The following is an 18,605-nucleotide window of genomic DNA, read 5'->3' as shown; positions in this document are numbered from 1 at the left end:
ATGCTACGACCGTTCGCCCAGACAGGTAGAGTAAGCCAGTTGCCCCTAGAAAAGAAACCGTAGTGGCGATAACTTGATCCAGTCCTCACCTTGACCAAACCACCTCTGCGACCCTCCCCCACTGCTCCTCAAACTCCGCCGAAGGCAACCGGCTGAAGCCGGAGCGGATGTAGCGCTGGATCTTGCCCTCCACAAAGGTCATCACCCAGTCCGCCGCCCGGTTGGCAGTGGGCTGGGGGCGCAGGCCCTGGCGGATGTCGCCTTCCTTGAGGATCTGGCGGACCTGGGTTTCCAGGCGGTCGAAGAACTGGCTGGCGCGTTTGCGCAGGGCTTCGTTTTCGCCGCTGAGGGCTTCGCCGGTAAGCACGCGGCACAGGCCCGGGTTGCGCTCGGCGAACACCAGAACCAGTTGGGTGACCTGTTGCAGGCGTACCTGTGCATCTTCCTGCTCCTGCAGGATGCGCTGGCAGCGGGCAAACACGGTGTCCTCGGCAAACTCGATCAGCGCCTCGAACATCTTGCGTTTGCTGGGAAAGTGACGGTACAGGGCGGCCTCGGTAACGCCCACGGCCCTGGCCAGGCCGGCAGTGGTGATGCGGGCTCCGGGGTCCGTTTCCAGGATCTCCACCAGGGCCTGGAGGATGGCGTCGCGACGACTGGGTTTCTGGTTGGTCATGACAGGACTACAGCGCTCTGATTTGATTATTGATTGGTAATGTTTCGGTGATGAGGGGATTCTACAGGGATCGGTGGGGATTTTGTTTGAAGGCGGGCAGGAAAATGGGGTGTTTTAGCTCCCTCTCCACTGAAGGGAGAGGGGATTTCAGGCGTAAACCAAGGGTGTAGCCAGCTAGAAGAAAGTACCATCAATGGGCGAGGACGCGCTGGCATAGGCCTTCTTCGGCATGCGGCCGGACAGGTACGCCTCGCGGCCGGATTCGATGGCCAGCTTCATGGCGTGGGCCATGCGGATGGGGTCCCGGGCGGAAGCGATGGCGGTGTTCATGAGTACGCCGTCACAGCCCAGTTCCATGGCGATGGTGGCATCCGACGCGGTGCCGACACCGGCATCCACCAGCACGGGCACGTTGGCGTTCTCGACGATCAGGCGGATGTTGTAACGGTTCTGGATACCCAGACCGGAGCCGATGGGGGCGCCCAGGGGCATGATGGCGATGCAGCCCATCTCTTCCAGGCGTTTGGCCAGCAGCGGGTCGTCGGAGCAGTAGACCATCACCTGGAAGCCGTCGTTGATCAGTTCCTCGGCAGCCACCAGGGTTTCGGTCATGTTCGGGTAGAGGGTTTTCTCTTCGCCCAGCACTTCCAGTTTCACCAGGTCATGGCCATCCAGCAGTTCCCGGGCCAGTTTGCAGGTGCGTACCGCATCCTTCGCGGTGAAGCAGCCGGCGGTGTTGGGCAGGATGGTGTACTTCTCCGGCGACACCACGTCCAGCAGGTTGGGCTCGTCCGGGTTCTGGCCCAGGTTGGTGCGGCGTACCGCCACGGTGACAATCTCGGCGCCGCTGGTTTCGATGGCGTGGCCGGTCTCCGTCAGGTCCCGGTACTTGCCGGTGCCCACCAGCAGGCGGGACCGATATACCCGGCCCGCGATCTCAAGGGGTTTGTCTTCCGGCAACGGTATCTGGCTCTGGTCAGTCATGGGATTCCTTGGGGGTCTTGGTCAGTAAACAGGCGCGGGAACAAGGTGGCGGATCAGCCGCCGCCAATGGCGTGGACCACCTCAACGCGGTCACCGTCGTTCAGGCGAAAGTCGCCATGCTGGCTACGGGGTACGATATCTTCGTTCACCTCCACCGCCAGCCGTTTGCCGGTAAGGCCGAGGTCGTCGATCAGCCATTGCAGCGTGGCCTGATCGGGGAGTTCCCGGGCATCACCGTTGAGTACTACGTTCATATTGACCTCTTATTCACGCGGGCCGACGCAAGGCCGCTATCACCAGCAAGGCCCATCCCACCATGAAGCAGACGCCACCGATCGGCGTGACTGGCCCCACCCAGCGGATATCGGTCAGCACCAGCAGGTACAGGCTGCCGCTGAACAGCAGGATACCGGCCAGGAAGAAGCCACCGGCGACACCCAGCAACCGGCGCGAAAGGCCGGTGGCAGACAGCAGCGCTACCAGTACCAGCGCGATGGCATGGTACATCTGATAGGTGACGGCGGTCTGGAAAACTTCAAGGCCCCGTTCGCCCACCATGCCCCGCAGGCCGTGGGCGCCAAAGGCCCCGGCCATGACCGCCAGCAGAGCAATCAGGGCGCCCACCGCCAGCCAGTAGCGGCTCAGGGATGGCTGGGCGTGTTCAGCATTCACAGTGGATCTTCTCGTCGGTATCCAGGTTCATCAGGGTCAGGCGGCCACCCCACACGCAGCCGGTATCCAGGGCGATATACCGGTCACTGCCGGTCTCCCCTTCCAGGGCGGCCCAGTGACCGAACAGCACCCGCACATCATCCGCCCTCGGGAAGCTGAACCAGGGGGCGTAGCCCTCCGGCGAATGACCGGCGGACTCCTTGGTGGCCAGCTCCAGGGTGCCGTCCTCGGCGATGAACCGCATGCGGGTGAAATAGTTGGTAATCATACGCCAGCGGTCCATGCCCTGCAGATCGTCCCGCCAGCATTCCGGGTAGTTGCCGTACATCTGGCGGAAGTACGTTTCCACATCAGGACCGCGAAGCACTGCTTCCAGTTCCCCGGCCAGGGCTGCGGCCTTTTCCGCACTCCAGATATGGGGCAGGCCGGCATGGGACATCACCAGGTTGCGCCGGGGGTCATGGATGCAGATGTTCTGCTGCAACAGCCATTGCAGCAACTCATCGTGATCCGGTGCGTCCAGGATATCCTGCAGGGTATCCTTCTTCTTGATGCTGTGGCCGCCGAGCGCCACTGCCAGCAGGTGCAGATCGTGGTTGCCCAGCACCACCACGGCGGAGCTGCCCAGGTTCTTCACATAACGCAGGCTTTCCAGGGAGGACGGCCCCCGGTTGATGATGTCGCCGGCCACCCACAGACGATCCCGGGAAGGAGAGAAATCCACCTTGTCCAGCACATCCAGCAACCGGTCGTAACAGCCCTGGATATCTCCAATGGCGTAGTCAGTCATGGTCAGCCTCGTTTGTGGCATCCGCCTGTGGCCGGTTCCCGGTCAGGTAGTCGGCAATGGCCACGTACTCCGGCAGCCCCAGGTTCTCCGGGCGCAGGCCGTCGTTGATGCCCAGGTTCTGCAGCTCCTCCGCACTCACCAGGTTACCCAGGGACTTGCGCAGGGTCTTGCGGCGGGCGTTGAAGGCGGTGCGCACCACCTGCTGCAACATGGCCAGGTCTCGCGCCGGGTGGGGCAATGTCTCATGGGGCACCAGGCGGACAATGGCGGAATCCACTTTGGGCGCAGGTTTGAAGGCCCCTGGCCCCACCTCGAACAATGGCTGCACCCGGCAGAAATACTGGGCCATGATACCCAGCCGGCCGTAATTGTTGTCCCCCGGGCCCGCCGCCAGTCGCTGCACCACTTCCTTCTGCAGCATGAAGTGCATGTCCTTCACCACCCCTGCCTGCTCCAGCAGGTGGAAGATCAGGGGCGTGGAGATATTGTAGGGCAGGTTGCCCACGATGCGCAGGGGGCCGTTGCCCGCCAGCTCGCTGAAATCGAACTTCAGGGCATCCGCCTCGTGGATATGGAACTCCGGGTAGTTGAAGAACTTGGTACGCAACACCGGGATCAGGTCCCGGTCCAGCTCCACCACCCGCAGCCGCGGATTCACCGCCAGCAGTTCCTCGGTGAGGGCGCCAAGCCCCGGGCCGATTTCCACCAGATTGTCGTCCGGTTGCGGATGGATGGACCGCACGATCCGCTCGATCACCCCCGGATCGTGGAGAAAGTTCTGCCCGAACCGCTTGCGGGCCTGATGACCGGCACTTTTACTCAAGACGATGCCCCTGTCTGTTGGGCGTGTTCACGACGGTACCGGGCCATCTGCTCGCCCACGCGGATCGCCGTATGCAGGCTGCCCGCGTCCGCCTTGCCGGTGCCGGCCAGGTCCAGGGCGGTGCCATGGTCCACGGAGGTGCGCACGATGGGCAACCCCAGGGTGATGTTCACGGCGCGGCCAAAGCCCTGGAACTTGAGCACCGGCAGACCCTGGTCGTGGTACATGGCCAGGACGGCGTCGGCATCGTCCAGCCAGTGGGGCGTGAACAGGGTGTCCGCCGGCAATGGGCCGGTCAGGGTGATGCCTTCCTGCCGGAGCTGTTCCAGGGTGGGTTCGATGACCTCGATCTCCTCCCGCCCCAGGTGGCCGCCCTCACCGGCATGGGGGTTCAGCCCCGCCACCAGGATACGGGGATGACGAATGCCGAAGTAGGTCTTGAGGTCCTGGTTGAGGATGCGCGTCACCTGCCTCAGTCGTTCCGGGGTGATAGCGGCCGGCACGTCCTTCAGGGGCAGGTGCGTGGTGGCCAGGGCCACCCGCAGGTCCTCGGTGGCCAGCATCATCACCACCCGCTCGACACCGCAAAGCTCCTGCAGGAATTCGGTATGACCGCTGAAGGCAATGCCGGCCTCGTTGATCACCCCCTTGTGCACCGGTGCGGTGACCATGCCGTCAAAGGTACCGTCCAGGCAATCCCGGGCGGCGATGGTGAGGGCGTCCAGCACATACTGGCTGTTGCCGGTGTGGGTGGTACCGGCTTTGGTGTCGGCGATCCCCGGTACATCCAGCACCGACAGCTCGCCGGCGCTGGTGGCCACGGCCTCCCCCGGCTGCCAGGGCTGTAGCTTCACATGCAGCCCCAGCAGGGCCTGGCGGGCCTCCAGCAACTCCCGGCTGGCAACGACTACCACGCGCTGGGCGCGTTCCTCGGTGGCCAGTTGCAGGCACAGTTCGGGACCAATGCCAGCGGGTTCACCCGCGGTCAGTGCCAGGGTGACCGGTTCGGTCATGAGTTCTTGATCTCCACGTAGGCCTCGTCGCGGATTTCCTGGAGCCAGTTCTGCAGTTCCGTCTCGTACTTGCGGCGGTACAGGGCCTGACGGGCCTCAGAGGCGCGCACCTGCTCGCTGATGTCCTGGTTGCGACGTTCCTGTACCTCCAGGATATGCCAGCCGAAGCGAGAACGGAACGGCCGGGTAACTTCGCCCACCGGCGCGTTCATCATGGCCTCTTCAAAGGCGGGCACCATCTGGCCCGGACTGACCCAGCCCAAGTCACCACCGGCGGAACCGGACCCCGGGTCGTCGGAGTATTCCCGGGCCAGCTCGCCGAAGTCACCACCATTCACCAGCTGCTGGTAGATATCGTTGATCCGCAGCTCAGCCTTGGCATCGGACACCACCTCGGTGGGGCGAACCAGGATATGGCGCACTCGAGCCTGTTCCACCATGTTCCGGGTCTCACCGCCACGACGGTCGAGGACCTGGACGATATGGAACCCGCTGCCGCTCTGGAGCACCTCGGAGGGCTGATTCAGGGGCAGTTCCGGCACAATGTCGGTCACCAGGGACGGCAGGTCCGCCCGGCTCCGCCAGCCCATCACGCCCCCTTCCAGGGCATTGCTGGCATCGGACTCCGCCACCGCGGCCGACTGGAAGTCACGACCGCCGGCAATTTCCTGCTGCAGGCGCCGGGCCTTCTGCCGGGCCTGGGCAACCGCCTCCTGGTCGGAGAAGTTATCCACCGCCACCAGGATATGGGCCAGCTGGTATTCGGTGGTGGTCTGGGTCTGGCCGTTGGTCTGCTCCAGGTAGTTTTCCACTTCCCGGTCGGTCACCCGTACCCGGCTGTCCACCTGACGCTGCTGCACACGGCTGACCAGCATTTCCCGGCGGATCTGTTCACGGGCTTCCTGGTAGGTCACCCCTTCCGCCGCCAGTTGCTCCTCGAACTGCTGGAGGGTCATGTTATTGCCACGGGCAATGCGGTCGATGGTTTCGTTGAGCTCGTTGTCACTGACCCGCATGCCCATCTGGTCCGCCATCTGGAGCTGGATGTTCTCGGTGATCAACTGATCCAGCACCCGCTCTTCCAGCACCTGCCGGGGTGGCAGGCCGGTACCCTGGCCCTGCAACCGCGAACGGATGGTGTTGACCCTGGCGTCCAGCTCCGACTGCAGGATGACGCCGTCATCCACAATGGCCACCACCCGGTCCAGCGGCTGTCGGTCCGCCTGGGCAACGGAGGCCACTGCCATCATCAGGGCCACCAGCAATGTCTTGATACCCGTCAGGCTTTTTGCCTGCATACTTACCTCGTTCATGGTTCAGTCGATGTGTCAGGGGCGCGCGCCGAAGCGCCTGCGCTCGCGTTCCTCGTAACCGTAGAAAGCGTCGGAGAGCGTATTCTCCGTGCCACCGGAGCCACCCAGCCCCTTGAGCTGGATCTGGAACACCACCCGGTGGTCGACCTCCCGATCGTCAACCGCGTCGTACTCGGTCACACGTTGTTGCACCAGTTGGAAACTCCAGCAACAGTTGTTGTACTCCAGCCCCGCCAGTGTACCGACCGTTTCGTCCAGCTGTGAATCGAAGACCCAGCGGGCAATCAGGCTGAGGTTGTCGGTAATGGGCACAATACCACCCACGTCCATCTGCTCGAACCGGTTATTGGGATTGGTGCCTCGGCTGTAGCTGTGGCCCATGCTGACCAGGTAGCGGTAGTCCGGCGAGTGGTAGGCCAGCACGCTGCGGCCCTCCTCGGTATGTTTCTCCCGCGGGTCCCAGAGGCCGGATACCCGGATATCCAGCGTATCCAGGGGCCGGAGCACCATCTCCCCGGCATAGGGGGAATCGCTCTCGGTACCACCACCACGGCCATTGAGGGTAACCTCCCGGTCTTCGTGGTAGAACACCTGGCCCAGGCTGAAACGGGCGGTCTCCACCCCGGTCGCCATGTCATTGAAACGGCTGGTCAGTGCCACCGTGGTCTGGTTGGCGTCACCGACACGGTCGCCACCCACGAAGCGGTTGGGCTGGAACAGGTTGTCGAAACGGAAGGAACGCAGGCCGGCATCAAAGTTGGGGATGTCGTCCTGGTCATCGTCCGCATCGGCGTAGACATAGTACACCCGTGGCTCCAGGGACTGGTTGTACTCATCGCCAAACAGAGTGGTCTTGCGGTCCAGGTAGATACCGCTGTCCAGTTCCGCCACCGGCACCGAGCGGTTGAAAGTGGGGTCGCCCAGGTCGTAGTCGTCCAGGTCGTACCAGGTCTGGTCCAGGCTGACGGAGGGCCGCGTGTAGCCCCAGATGGTCCGCAGGGGCAGGGCCAGCTCCGGGATGGCCCGGGCCCGCTGACCCACCGCCCGGTCAAGGCCGGTCAGGCCCTCGTTGTCACGGTCAAAGTTGGTGTACTGACTCTCCAGTCCCACCTCGAAGATCCCCAGGGGTACATTGGCGCCGTAGATCACCTCGGGGAGTTGATCGTAGGGCTTGTTGCGGTCGGCCACGGTGTCGGTGATGGTCTGGTAGCCGGCCACATAGGCTTCGAACAGTTGCCATTGGTCCTGGTAGCGCACGCCACCCCGGCGCAGCAGGTGGGTGGCATTGCCGATGTCCAGGGTCTGGTTCAGGTCGCTGAGGTAGTCGTTGTCAGACACCACCGAGTAGTCAGCGTATCCCCGCCAGCCACTGCCGAAATTCGCCCGGCTGTGGAAATCCAGGCCCCAGCGCTTGCCGGACTCGCCAGGAAACTCATCCCGGTAGTATCGGTCATCGTCGATATACCCCACCTGCAGCACGGATTCCCCTAAGCGGCTCAGGTAACGCCCCTCCGCTTCGGTCAGCAGGCCGCGACCATGGATATACTGGGGTGTGAGGGTGGCATCGTAATGGGGCGCCAGGTTCAGGTAATAGGGCGTGGACAGGTACAGGCCGCTACCGGTGTTGGACGTGCCCGCAGTGGGATACAGGAAGCCTGTCTTGCGGCGGTCATCGATGGGGAAGCTGGCCCAGGGCCAGTAGAACACCGGCACGTCCTTCACCTGCAGGCGGACGTGCCTGGCGGTACCGAACCCTTCCGCCTGGTTGAGACGGATGTCCGACGCCACCAGCGACCAGTCGTTGCGGTCCGGGGCACAGGTGGTCAGGTACCCCTGGTCGATGGTGATGATCTGTTCCTCCGGCCGGGTGATCCGCGAGGCCTGGCCCCGCATCTCCGTCTGATGGAACAGGAAGCTGGCATCATCGATGGTGAAGAAACCGGAATTGACATCGTAACGGGCGCTGTCACCGGTCAGCAGCATGCCGGGACTGCGGCTGGTCATGGGCCCGGTAACCGACACCTCGCCGCTGGCCTGGTCATAGACCGCCCGGTCGCCGGTCATGGCCATGCCCGCCTGGGACAGTCGCACATCCCCTTCCAGGTGTAACCGGGTATCCATCTCGTAGCGGGCCGACAGGGCACTGGCATTCACCGGGGCGCCCTCCTCTACCGCGACGTCGCCGGCTGACGATTCCGGCGCCACATAGCCACCGCGGCAGAACAGCGGCAACCGTGCCTGCTGTTCCGGCGGCAGTTCCGACCGGGGGCGCCAGTCCATACTGGCCGCCGTGGGCGAGTCCGCTGCTGCAGTTATGGCCGTGGACAAGAGGCAGACGCCGGCCAGCAGGGCGGCAACCCGGGAGCGTTGTGCCTCGACGACAGACTGTTGGCGGCCTGCTGGCCTCACGTAGTACTCAAGTGGCACCGGTTCCGGATCCTGTTGGTGGTCGGCGTGGCGGGCAGTATGCCCAGAGTCTCCCGCCTGGGTGATTCGTTACGGTTCTGAGTCCCCAAGAGCCCTGCACGCAAGGCCGGTTGGTGAAGATTTGGTGGGCTAGTTTACACGGGACAAGCGGGCTTGTTAACGCGCTTCTCCGATGCTTCCATGGCTGGGGAGGCGTTAGTGTCCCGTCTGGGTAATTCGTCGCGCCCTCAGTAGCTCAGTCGGTTAACGAATTACCCAGACGGGACACTAGCCATTCAGCAACGGTATACTCTGCCTCCAGTAAATTTTGGAGATCCGCCCCGGCCACGCTGCGGGATTCACTCCGCTGAACCTGAACACAAGGGCACCGACAACATGGACAAGCGCCTGGAAAAACTCACCTACTGGGTTCACCAACACTCCGGCTTCGACCGCGCCCATCTGACGCCGGTCAGCGGCGACGCCAGTTTCCGACGCTATTTCCGGGCCACCGGCAAAGACCGCCTGGGCAAGTCCATTACCGCCATCGCCATGGACGCGCCGCCGGAGAAGGAAAACTGCCACCCCTTCGTGGCCCTGGCCCGCCACTGGCGTCAGCATGGCATTGCGGTACCGCAGATCCTGGCTGACGACCTGGAACAGGGGTTCCTGCTGCTGGAGGACTTCGGCGACCGACTGATGCTCGGGCGCCTGAACGGGGTCACCGCCGATGACCTGTACGACGAGGCCATGGCCGAACTGATCCGCATCCAGCAGGCACCGGACACTGACGATTACCCGCTGCCCCCCTATGACGAGGCCCTGCTGAACCGGGAGATGGACCTGTTCCCCGACTGGCTCCTGGAAGGCCTGCTGCAGATGGAACTGGGCGACCGCGAGCGCTGCATGCTGGACACCACCTTTGCCTTCCTCCGGGAGAGCGCCCTGGCGCAGCCCCGGGTGACCGTGCACCGGGACTACCATTCCCGCAACCTGCTGGTGCGCCCGGACACCCCCGTGCCCGGGGTTATCGACTTCCAGGACGCGGTGAACGGCCCGATCACCTATGACATCGTGTCACTGCTCAAGGACTGCTACATCGACTGGCCCGCCGCCCGCCGCAACACCTGGCTGGAGGATTTCCGGGTCATGGGCCGCGAGGCCGGCCTGCACCAGGCCGACAGCGACACCTTCCACCAATGGTTCGAGTTGATGGGCATGCAGCGACACCTGAAGGCGTCGGGCATCTTTGCCCGGCTCTACCTGCGGGACGGCAAGAGCGGCTACCTGGCGGACATCCCCCGCACCGTCAACTACCTGGTGGAGGCCAGCCAGCCCCTGCCCGCCCTGCGCCATTTCAACCAGTGGCTGCGGGAGCAGGTAGTGCCCGCCATCCACCACAAGCTGGGCACGCCCCCGGACGACACCACCGGAGGCCCGCACCCGTGAAGGCCATGATCCTCGCCGCCGGCAAGGGCGAGCGCATGCGTCCGCTCACCCTGAACACCCCCAAGCCGCTGCTGGAGGCCGGCGGTGCGCCGCTGATTGTCCACCATATCCGCAAGCTGCGGGCGGCGGGGTTCAACGACCTGGTGATCAACCACGCCTGGCTGGGAGAGCAGATCGAACAGGCGCTGGGCAACGGCGGAACCTACGACGTCACCATCAACTATTCCCGGGAAGGGGAACCACTGGAAACCGCCGGTGGCATCATCCAGGCGCTGCCATTGCTGGAGGGGGATTCAGGCTGGTTCGCAGTCATCAACGGTGACATCTGGCATGATTTCGATCTGTCGACACTCGAGCCGCCAGCGTCCGGCAAGGCCCGGCTGGTGCTGACCGACAACCCGGCACACCATACGGAGGGCGACTTTGCCCTGGGGGCGGATGGCCGGGTCACCAGCGACGACGAACCGCGCCTGACCTTCACCGGCATCAGCCTGCTGCACCGGTCGCTGTTTGACGGCCTGCTGCCCGGCGCCCGCAAGCTGGCCCCGATCCTGCGCGAGGCCATGACCCGGGGCGAGGTGACCGGCCTGCACCACCGTGGACAGTGGATGGATATCGGCACCCCGGAGCGCCTGGCAGCCCTGGACCGACTCCTGACTCAACCCCGGCACCCCTGACCCTGGCACTAACATGAGCGGAAGTGATCAGCAAAGCCTGCCAGCCCACACCCGGGCCCTCCTGGAAGAACTGCTGTCCGACTTTATTGCCGGCAACCACCAGCCCACCCGCATGATGGCCCGCTATACCCTGGGTCGCGGTGCCCGGCAGGCCCTGTTCTACTGCCTGGGATACATTGCCAAGGCCGATGGCCGGGTCACCGAGCACGACATCCGCTACGCGGAGAACCTGATGGAAAGCCTGGCGCTGTCGCCCAGGGCCCGCCGCAAGGCCATCCGGCGCTTCCACCAGGGCCGTGACAGCACCGACCTCTCGCCCCTCAGGATGGCCTGGTTCAGGCTGTTCGCCCCCTGGCGACAACGCACCAACCTGCTGGTTGGCCTGTGCCTGTGCCACGGGGCCCAGTTGCATGGCACGCCGGAGAGGCCCAGACGTTATCGCTGCGAGGATGCCTTCTGCCGCCTCGGGCTGCCCCTGGCCGCCATCGACCGGATTCACCGGGTCTACCGGGAGGAGGTGTGGATGGCGGAACCGCCGCCCAAGCCGGAAAGCCTGCAGGATGCCTACCGCATCCTGGGAGTGGATGCGTCCATCAGTTTCACCGACATGAAGCGCACCTACCGCCGCGAGGTGGCCCGCTATCACCCGGACAAGCTGGGCGACAGCCTGAGCCCGGCGGAACAGGCCCGGGCCCGTGACCAGTTGCTGAGGCTCCAGCAGGCCTGGGAAGTGATCAAGCGTCGGGAACGGGTGACTCGCTAGCCCCCCTAAGGAGACTACTCTTTTCCCAGCCATCCCAGCAGGCGGTTGGCGATCACCCCCGCATCGCGGCCGGCGGGCCGCATGGGAACCGGCGCTGACATCGCCTGATAGGAAGCGATTCCCGCGCGCCGGAAGGCTGCCTGTCGCCCGGCAACATCCCCATTGCGGGACGGGTAGAGATCCAGGATAGGTGTGGTTTCCCCACTGAGCGCGTCACTGATCGTGGCCGGGGACTGGCCGCCAAAATCCGCCGCCACCCAGACTGCCTGACTGACCCCGGCGGGGGCCTCCGGCAGGAAGGCACGCACCTCATCGGCACCACGCCCCACCCCCACCAGGATCACGCGCTGGTACTGCTTCCCGGTAAACCAGGCCACCGCGGCTGTCAGCCGGGCCCCGATGGTTTTCCGATGGGCTTCCAACAGGTCACGGGCGGCTTCGTCGTTGACGTCGATCATCACCGAATCCGCCTCCGCGTCGCCATCCCCATCACCGGAGGGCGCGTTGTCCGCCAGGCGTTCACGGGCCATCTCCAGGGACGGGGACGGCTGCTCCAGCCCCAGGGTCATGGTCGCCCAGCCCGCCTCGCTCAGCCGTGAACGCAGGCCTTTGAGCAGACTGTCATTGGCGGACTGCCCTTCCCCGGCCAGAATCACCACGCCCCCCGACGGTCGGGCGGTGACCTCCCGCTCCACCAGGGCCAGCACGCGGGGTTCGTCCTCGGGTTCCAGCCACACCGCCAGATGCGGGTATTGTTGGGCCAGGGCACCAGCATCGCCGGACGACCGGATGAAGATCCGTTGCAAGGGTTCCGCTGGCGGGGTTTCTCCCTCTTCGGCAGCGGCGGCCCCGTCTTCCTGATTCTGGTTACCGTTGTCGGCCGGCTCACCGTCCTGGGCCGTCACCGGCGTAGTCACCAGTAGGGCCAGTAACACCAGCAGGGCGGAATAATGTTGCTGAATCGCCACGGACAATTCCCGTTCAGACTGTTAGAATGGCGCGATTCCGAAGAGGGCTTCCCGGACCGCGTCAGGAATCTTAACACAGGGAGCCCACCCCCTCCCTGACGCAGAACACAGCCGTATGAAGAGACCATCATGAAACAGCCTGAACTGATCGCCCCCTCGATCCTGTCCGCCGATTTTGCCCGCCTGGGCGAGGAAGTCGACAATGTGCTGGCGGCAGGCGCCGATGTCGTCCATTTCGATGTCATGGACAACCACTACGTGCCCAACCTCACCATCGGCCCCATGGTCTGCGAGGCCCTGCGCAAGCACGGCGTGACCGCCCCCATCGATGTGCACCTGATGGTGTCCCCGGTGGACGACCTGATCCGCATGTTCATTGACGCCGGTGCCAGTTACATCACCTTCCACCCGGAAGCCTCCAACCACATCGACCGCTCACTACAGTTGATCCGCGACGGCGGTTGCAAGGCCGGGCTGGTGTTCAACCCCGCCACACCGCTGAGCTACCTGGACCATGTCATGGACAAGGTGGACATGATCCTGCTGATGTCAGTCAATCCCGGCTTTGGTGGCCAGAAGTTCATCCCCGGCACCCTCGACAAGCTGCGGCAGGCCCGCAGACTGATTGATGACAGCGGCCTGGACATCCGCCTGGAGATCGACGGTGGCGTGAAGACCGACAACATCCGCGAAATCGCCGCCGCCGGCGCCGACACCTTCGTGGCCGGCTCCGCCATCTTCAACACCGACGACTACAAGGCCACCATCGACGCCATGCGCGCCGAGATTGCCAAGGCAGGATAACGGATACCGTGGACAAGCGAACCTTCACCTCCCTCTGGCCCGGCGTGGCCCTGTTTGACCTGGACGGCACCCTGGTGGACAGCGCACCGGACCTGGCCGCCGCCGTGGATCATATGCTGGAAAGCCTGGGACGACCGCCGGCAGGCCAGGAACGGGTACGCCAGTGGGTGGGCAACGGCGCCCAGGTACTGGTCCGCCGGGCCCTCACCGGCCAGGTGGACTGGGAGGCTGCGGCACCCCTGGACGACGCCCTGTTCAACGACGCCATCACCCAGTTCTACCTGTCCTACGAGGAACTCAACGGCGACCGATCCACCGTGTTCGACGGCGTCGAAGCCTGCCTGCAACGCCTCCACGACAACGACTGCCGGCTGGCGGTGGTGACCAACAAGCCGGAGCGGTTCGTGCAGCCGCTGCTGGAGCGCATGGGGCTGGATCACTGGTTCGAGATGGTTGTTGGCGGCGACACCCTGACCGTGAAGAAGCCGGATGCCGAGCCCCTGTTGCTGGCCATGCGCACCCTGGGCGGCAGCCCCGGCACCACTGTGATGATCGGCGACTCCGCCGCCGATGCCGAAGCCGCCCACAACGCCGGCCTGCCATCGGTGCTGGTACGCTATGGTTACCACTATGGCCCGTCTGTGGACGACCTGGGGGCGGACGTGGTTGTTGATTCGCTGACCGAGCTTTTGTAACCTCACAGGGATAACGTGAACACAAACCTTCATTTCGGGAGATTCCTGCCGTGCAGGGACTGAATCTGACTGCATCGCGCGGCGTCCTCACCACCCGCGCAACACGATGGTGGCGATGGCGGACCGGCTGAGACGTGCCCCGGTCGTGCGGTAAGGCCTGCACGCCACATTGAACGCTGCCCGACAGGCTCCGGCGGCAACAGCAGATCAGATTTCAGGATGATGTCATGACACCCGAACAGTTTTCCGGGCTGGCCGACGCCGGCTACAACCGCATTCCCGTGTACCGCGAAGTGCTCGCGGATCTTGATACGCCCCTGAGCACCTACCTCAAGCTCGCCAGCGGGCCTTACTCCTACCTGTTTGAATCCGTCCAGGGCGGCGAGAAATGGGGCCGCTACTCCATCATCGGCCTGCCCAGTCGAGAAGTGCTGAAGGTGTATGGCGATAAGATCACCATCACCCGGGACGGCCAGGTGATCGAGGAGGCCGAGCGCGACGACCCGCTCACCTTCGTCGAGGAATACCAGGCCCGCTTCAACGCCCCGGACCTGGACGACCTGCCCCGCTTCAACGGCGGCCTGGTGGGCTATTTCGGCTACGACACCGTGCGCTACATCGAGAAGCGCCTGCGCGAAACCTGCCCGCCGGACCAGATCGGTACCCCGGACATCCTGCTGATGGTGTCCGACGAAATCGTGGTGTTCGACAACCTGCGGGGCAAACTGCACCTGATCGTCCACGCGGATCCGGCCATGGAAGGTGCCTACGAACAGGCCATGGCCCGCCTCAATGAGCTGGAGGCCCGCCTGCACCGGCAGACCGCCGACGCCCCGCGAACGCCGGAGCACCTGCGCGGCAAGACCGTAGACGAGAGCGACTTTGTCTCCGGCTTCAGCCAGCCCCTCCATGAAAAGGCGGTGGAACGCATCAAGGGCTATGTGCTGGATGGTGACGTCATGCAGACGGTGATCTCCCAGCGCATGTCGATCCCGTTCGAGGCGCCGCCCCTGAACCTGTACCGGTCTCTGCGAGTGCTCAACCCGTCGCCGTACATGTACTTCCTGGACCTGGACGACTTCCACATTGTCGGCTCCTCCCCGGAAATTCTGGCCCGGGTGGAAGACGAGGAAGTCACCGTGCGCCCCATCGCCGGTACCCGCAAGCGCGGCGCCACCGAGGCCGAGGACAAGGCCCTGGAGAAGGAGCTGCTGGCCGACCCCAAGGAAATCGCCGAGCACCTGATGCTCATCGACCTGGGCCGCAACGACGCCGGGCGCGTGTCGGAAACCGGCACCGTGAAACTGAGCGACAGGATGATCGTGGAACGCTATTCCCACGTCATGCACATTGTCTCCAACGTCACCGGGCGCCTGAAGGAAGGGACTTCCTGCCTGGATGTCCTGCGGGCCACCCTGCCCGCCGGCACCCTGAGCGGCGCCCCGAAGATCCGCGCCATGGAGATCATCGACGAGCTGGAACCTGTGAAACGTGGCGTCTACGGTGGCGCCGTGGGCTACCTGTCATTCAACGGCAATATGGACACGGCCATTGCCATCCGCACCGCCGTGATCAAGGACAACACCCTGCATATCCAGGCCGGGGGCGGCATTGTCGCCGATTCGATACCGCGCCTTGAGTGGAAGGAAACCATGAACAAGGGCCGGGCAATCTTCCGGGCCGTTGCCATGACCTACAACGATTTCGACCACTGAGGCGGGGGATAAGACAATGCTGTTGATGATCGATAACTACGACTCCTTCACCTACAACGTGGTCCAGTATCTGGCAGAGTTGGGTGCGGATGTGCATGTTCACCGCAACGATGAGATCACGGTGGAGGAGATTGAGGCCCTGAAGCCGGAGCGCCTGGTGATTTCACCGGGGCCCTGTACGCCCAATGAGGCGGGCATCTCCATGGCGGCGATCCGCCACTTTGCGGGCAAGCTGCCGATCCTGGGCATCTGCCTGGGCCATCAGGCCATCGGGCAGGTGTATGGCAGCAATGTGATCCGTGCCGGGCAGGTGATGCACGGTAAGGTGTCGCCGGTGTACCACTCCGATACCGGAGTGTTCCGGGGCCTGAACAATCCGTTGCAGGCCACCCGCTACCACAGTCTGGTGATCGAGAAGGAGAGTCTGCCGGACTGCCTGGAGGTGACCGCCTGGACCCGGAACGATGACGGCTCCATGGAGGAAATCATGGGTGTCCGGCACAAGACATTGCCCATCGAGGGGGTGCAGTTCCATCCTGAGTCTATTATGACTGAGGAGGGGCATGAGCTTCTTCGTAACTTTTTGCGGTACTGATTGCCTTTAAAGTCAGTGCCAGAGAGAAAGACCGGCCGGGGAGCGGTATCGCTTGCCCAGACACGCCCGCAAGTACGTCCCTGTAGGGCTCGTCGGCAGCCGTCCCTGGCTGCCGACGGTCTGGGAAAGCAATCCCCCACCCCGTCCTCAGTGCGGTCCTCCAACGTGTGCCCTCGTCATAAAGGCACTCATTTCGATCTTGGATCAGGACCGCATTAACTCCGTCGCTTATCGGACGGGGGGTGATGGGGCCTTTTCGCAGCAGCGCCATGGATGGCGCGGAGCAAGGCGGGCGCCAGGGATGGCCCCTGAATTGCGGCGGAGAAAAGGCCCCGTCACCCCCCGGCCAGGCACCCAAACTCGAATACAAATGTTGAAGAACTAAACCGAGAGGCCCACCAATCATGGACATGAAAGAAGCCCTGAACCGAATCGCCTCCAACCTGGACCTGAGCCGGGAAGAAATGAAAGAGGTCATGCGCATCGTCATGGGCGGTGAGGCCACCGATGCCCAGGTCGGCGCCTTCCTGATGGGCCTGCGCATCAAGAGCGAAACCATCGAAGAGATTACCGGCGCCACCGAAGTCATGCGGGAACTGGCCACCAACGTCACCATCAACGCCGACCCACTGGTGGACATCGTCGGCACCGGCGGCGACGGCGCCAACCTGTTCAACGTGTCTTCCGCGTCCGCCTTCGTAGTGGCAGCAGCCGGCGGCTTCGTGGCCAAACATGGCAACCGGGCCGTGTCCTCCAAGAGCGGCAGCGCCGACCTGCTGGAAAAGGCCGGCGTCAACCTCGACCTGACACCGGAGCATGTCGCACGCTGCGTGGAGCAGATCGGCGTCGGCTTCATGTTCGCCCCGGCCCATCACGGTGCCATGAAACACGCCATCGGCCCCAGGAAAGAACTGGGCTGCCGCACCATTTTCAACATCCTCGGCCCCATGACCAACCCCGCCGGAGTCAAACGCCAGTTGCTGGGTGTGTTCACCCCGGCCCTGTGCCGACCCATGGCGGAAGTGCTCCACAAGCTGGGTAGCGAACACATCATGGTCGTGTGCTCCAAGGATGGCCTGGACGAAATCAGCCTGGCCAGCGCCACCCACGTCGCCGAACTGAAAGACGGAAAGATCACCGAATACGAGATAACCCCCGAAGACCTGGGCATCAAGAGCCAGTCGCTGATGGGCCTCTCCGTGGATACCTCCGAGGATTCCCTCAACCTGATCCGCGCCGCCTTCGGCCGGGGCCACGACGAAATGGCCGAGAAGGCCCGGGACATGATTGCCCTGAATGCCGGCGCTGCCATCTACGTAGCAGGGCTTGCCACAACACCACAAATGGGCGTGGAAATGGCCCTGGATGCCATGGGCAGCGGCCTGGCCGCCGGCAAGATGTCCGAACTGGCCGACTTCTCCCACTGTTTCGACTGAGCAAGCATAACGATGACCGACCGACACATTGACCGCACCCCCACGATCCTCCGCAAGATTGTGGACCGCAAGTGGGAAGAGATCGACCAGCGCAAGCGCCGCACCACCGAGGCCGACCTGAAGGCCATGGCCGGCGACCAGCCGCCTGCCCGGGGCTTTACCCGGGCCATGGCCGATCGCATCGGGGCACGACAGCCGGCGGTGATTGCCGAAATCAAGAAGGCCTCCCCCAGCAAGGGCGTGCTGCGGGATCCCTTCCACCCGGGCGCCATTGCTGACAGCTATGAGCAGGGCGGTGCGGCGTGCCTGTCAGTGCTCACTGACCAGGATTTCTTCCAGGGCCATGAGGATTACCTCAAGGAGGCGAGGAGCGCCTGCGGTCTGCCGGTGATCCGCAAGGATTTCATGGTGTCGCCCTATCAGGTCTATGAGAGCCGGGCCATCGGCGCCGACTGCATCCTGCTGATCGCCGCCTGCCTGACCCGGGATCAGATGCAGGAGCTGGAAGGCATCGCCCACGAAATCGGCCTGGATGTACTGGTGGAAGTGCATGACGGCGAGGAAATGGACGACGCACTGACCCTGACCACACCGCTGGTGGGCATCAACAACCGCAACCTGCATACCTTCGAGGTATCGCTGGACACCACCTTTGACCTGCACGAGCGCATTCCGGCTGACCGGCTGACCGTCACCGAGAGTGGCATCCTGACCCGGGATGATGTGGCGGCCATGACCGACCGGGGCATCTACGGTTTCCTGGTGGGCGAGTCCTTTATGCGGGCGGAGGAGCCCGGCGAGAAACTGCGGGAATTCTTCGGATAGT

General features: G+C 64.0%; 19 protein-coding genes. 9 read left to right on the top strand and 10 right to left on the bottom strand.

The features are described 5' to 3' along the window. Window positions 1–85: 85 nt before the first annotated feature. From slmA to ACJO2E_RS19335, 9 genes are all read right to left on the bottom strand, one after another. On the bottom strand, window positions 86–676 hold the full coding sequence (gene slmA, locus ACJO2E_RS19375; protein WP_406966031.1) for a nucleoid occlusion factor SlmA: 591 nt from the start codon (window positions 674–676) through the stop codon (window positions 86–88). A 174-nt stretch (window positions 677–850) separates the two neighbouring features. Further along, a complete protein-coding gene (locus tag ACJO2E_RS19370) occupies window positions 851–1,660 on the bottom strand; it encodes a thiazole synthase (protein ID WP_406966030.1) in 810 nt (269 codons plus the stop codon). Window positions 1,661–1,713: 53 nt separating this feature from the next. Further along, window positions 1,714–1,914 carry a sulfur carrier protein ThiS gene (gene thiS, locus ACJO2E_RS19365; RefSeq protein ID WP_406966029.1) on the bottom strand — a complete coding sequence of 67 codons (201 nt, stop codon included), beginning with the start codon at window positions 1,912–1,914 and terminating at the stop codon, window positions 1,714–1,716. Between the two features lie 13 nt (window positions 1,915–1,927). Further along, a complete protein-coding gene (locus tag ACJO2E_RS19360) occupies window positions 1,928–2,254 on the bottom strand; it encodes a DUF423 domain-containing protein (protein ID WP_406966192.1) in 327 nt (108 codons plus the stop codon). A gap of 67 nt (window positions 2,255–2,321) precedes the next feature. Continuing rightward, window positions 2,322–3,122 carry a symmetrical bis(5'-nucleosyl)-tetraphosphatase gene (locus ACJO2E_RS19355; RefSeq protein WP_406966028.1) on the bottom strand — a complete coding sequence of 267 codons (801 nt, stop codon included), beginning with the start codon at window positions 3,120–3,122 and terminating at the stop codon, window positions 2,322–2,324. Then, window positions 3,115–3,945, bottom strand: coding sequence for a 16S rRNA (adenine(1518)-N(6)/adenine(1519)-N(6))-dimethyltransferase RsmA (gene rsmA, locus ACJO2E_RS19350; RefSeq protein WP_406966027.1), 831 nt, complete (start codon window positions 3,943–3,945; stop codon window positions 3,115–3,117). The genes ACJO2E_RS19355 and rsmA overlap by 8 nt, the downstream gene beginning before the upstream one ends. Next, window positions 3,942–4,958, bottom strand: coding sequence for a 4-hydroxythreonine-4-phosphate dehydrogenase PdxA (pdxA, locus tag ACJO2E_RS19345; RefSeq protein WP_406966025.1), 1,017 nt, complete (start codon window positions 4,956–4,958; stop codon window positions 3,942–3,944). Before pdxA ends, rsmA begins: the two co-directional genes overlap by 4 nt. After that, complete coding sequence (locus ACJO2E_RS19340) at window positions 4,955–6,256, bottom strand: peptidylprolyl isomerase (protein WP_406966024.1); 1,302 nt, start codon at window positions 6,254–6,256, stop codon at window positions 4,955–4,957. The genes pdxA and ACJO2E_RS19340 overlap by 4 nt, the downstream gene beginning before the upstream one ends. Window positions 6,257–6,286: 30 nt before the next feature. Next, window positions 6,287–8,698, bottom strand: a complete 2,412-nt coding sequence (locus ACJO2E_RS19335; RefSeq protein WP_504362696.1) for an LPS-assembly protein LptD — start codon at window positions 8,696–8,698, stop codon at window positions 6,287–6,289. Between the two features lie 375 nt (window positions 8,699–9,073). On the opposite strand from ACJO2E_RS19335, the gene ACJO2E_RS19330 reads away from it, so the two are divergent. Genes ACJO2E_RS19330 through ACJO2E_RS19320 form a run of 3 tightly spaced genes read left to right on the top strand, consistent with a single transcriptional unit; the run spans window position 9,074 to window position 11,566 of the window. Next, on the top strand, window positions 9,074–10,126 hold the full coding sequence (locus tag ACJO2E_RS19330) for an aminoglycoside phosphotransferase family protein (protein ID WP_406966023.1): 1,053 nt from the start codon (window positions 9,074–9,076) through the stop codon (window positions 10,124–10,126). Further along, window positions 10,123–10,803, top strand: coding sequence for an N-acetylmuramate alpha-1-phosphate uridylyltransferase MurU (gene murU / locus ACJO2E_RS19325; RefSeq protein WP_406966022.1), 681 nt, complete (start codon window positions 10,123–10,125; stop codon window positions 10,801–10,803). Before ACJO2E_RS19330 ends, murU begins: the two co-directional genes overlap by 4 nt. A gap of 13 nt (window positions 10,804–10,816) precedes the next feature. Further along, window positions 10,817–11,566: a DnaJ domain-containing protein gene (locus ACJO2E_RS19320; RefSeq protein WP_406966021.1), complete on the top strand. Its 750-nt coding sequence runs from the start codon at window positions 10,817–10,819 to the stop codon at window positions 11,564–11,566. 14 nt (window positions 11,567–11,580) lie between these two features. Here ACJO2E_RS19320 and ACJO2E_RS19315 read toward each other — a convergent pair whose 3' ends face one another. Beyond that, window positions 11,581–12,534: a DUF3530 family protein gene (locus ACJO2E_RS19315; RefSeq protein ID WP_406966020.1), complete on the bottom strand. Its 954-nt coding sequence runs from the start codon at window positions 12,532–12,534 to the stop codon at window positions 11,581–11,583. Between the two features lie 129 nt (window positions 12,535–12,663). On the opposite strand from ACJO2E_RS19315, the gene rpe reads away from it, so the two are divergent. From rpe to trpC, 6 genes are all read left to right on the top strand, one after another. After that, window positions 12,664–13,338, top strand: a complete 675-nt coding sequence (gene rpe, locus ACJO2E_RS19310; RefSeq protein ID WP_406966019.1) for a ribulose-phosphate 3-epimerase — start codon at window positions 12,664–12,666, stop codon at window positions 13,336–13,338. Window positions 13,339–13,346: 8 nt separating this feature from the next. Beyond that, window positions 13,347–14,033, top strand: coding sequence for a phosphoglycolate phosphatase (locus tag ACJO2E_RS19305; protein ID WP_406966018.1), 687 nt, complete (start codon window positions 13,347–13,349; stop codon window positions 14,031–14,033). A gap of 227 nt (window positions 14,034–14,260) precedes the next feature. Next, a complete protein-coding gene (gene trpE / locus ACJO2E_RS19300; RefSeq protein WP_406966016.1) occupies window positions 14,261–15,748 on the top strand; it encodes an anthranilate synthase component I in 1,488 nt (495 codons plus the stop codon). 16 nt (window positions 15,749–15,764) lie between these two features. Further along, a complete protein-coding gene (locus ACJO2E_RS19295; protein WP_406966014.1) occupies window positions 15,765–16,343 on the top strand; it encodes an aminodeoxychorismate/anthranilate synthase component II in 579 nt (192 codons plus the stop codon). Between the two features lie 404 nt (window positions 16,344–16,747). Next, window positions 16,748–17,779, top strand: coding sequence for an anthranilate phosphoribosyltransferase (gene trpD, locus ACJO2E_RS19290; RefSeq protein ID WP_406966013.1), 1,032 nt, complete (start codon window positions 16,748–16,750; stop codon window positions 17,777–17,779). A gap of 12 nt (window positions 17,780–17,791) precedes the next feature. Continuing rightward, the gene (trpC, locus tag ACJO2E_RS19285) at window positions 17,792–18,604 is read left to right on the top strand and encodes an indole-3-glycerol phosphate synthase TrpC (protein ID WP_406966012.1); all 813 of its coding nucleotides are present in this window, start codon (window positions 17,792–17,794) and stop codon (window positions 18,602–18,604) included. Window position 18,605 lies beyond the last annotated feature (1 nt).

Source organism: Marinobacter shunpengi, assembly GCF_045449695.1.
Taxonomy (GTDB): domain Bacteria; phylum Pseudomonadota; class Gammaproteobacteria; order Pseudomonadales; family Oleiphilaceae; genus Marinobacter.
Note: the sequence above shows the minus strand (reverse complement) of the source record. Positions and strands in the feature narration are given on the sequence as shown.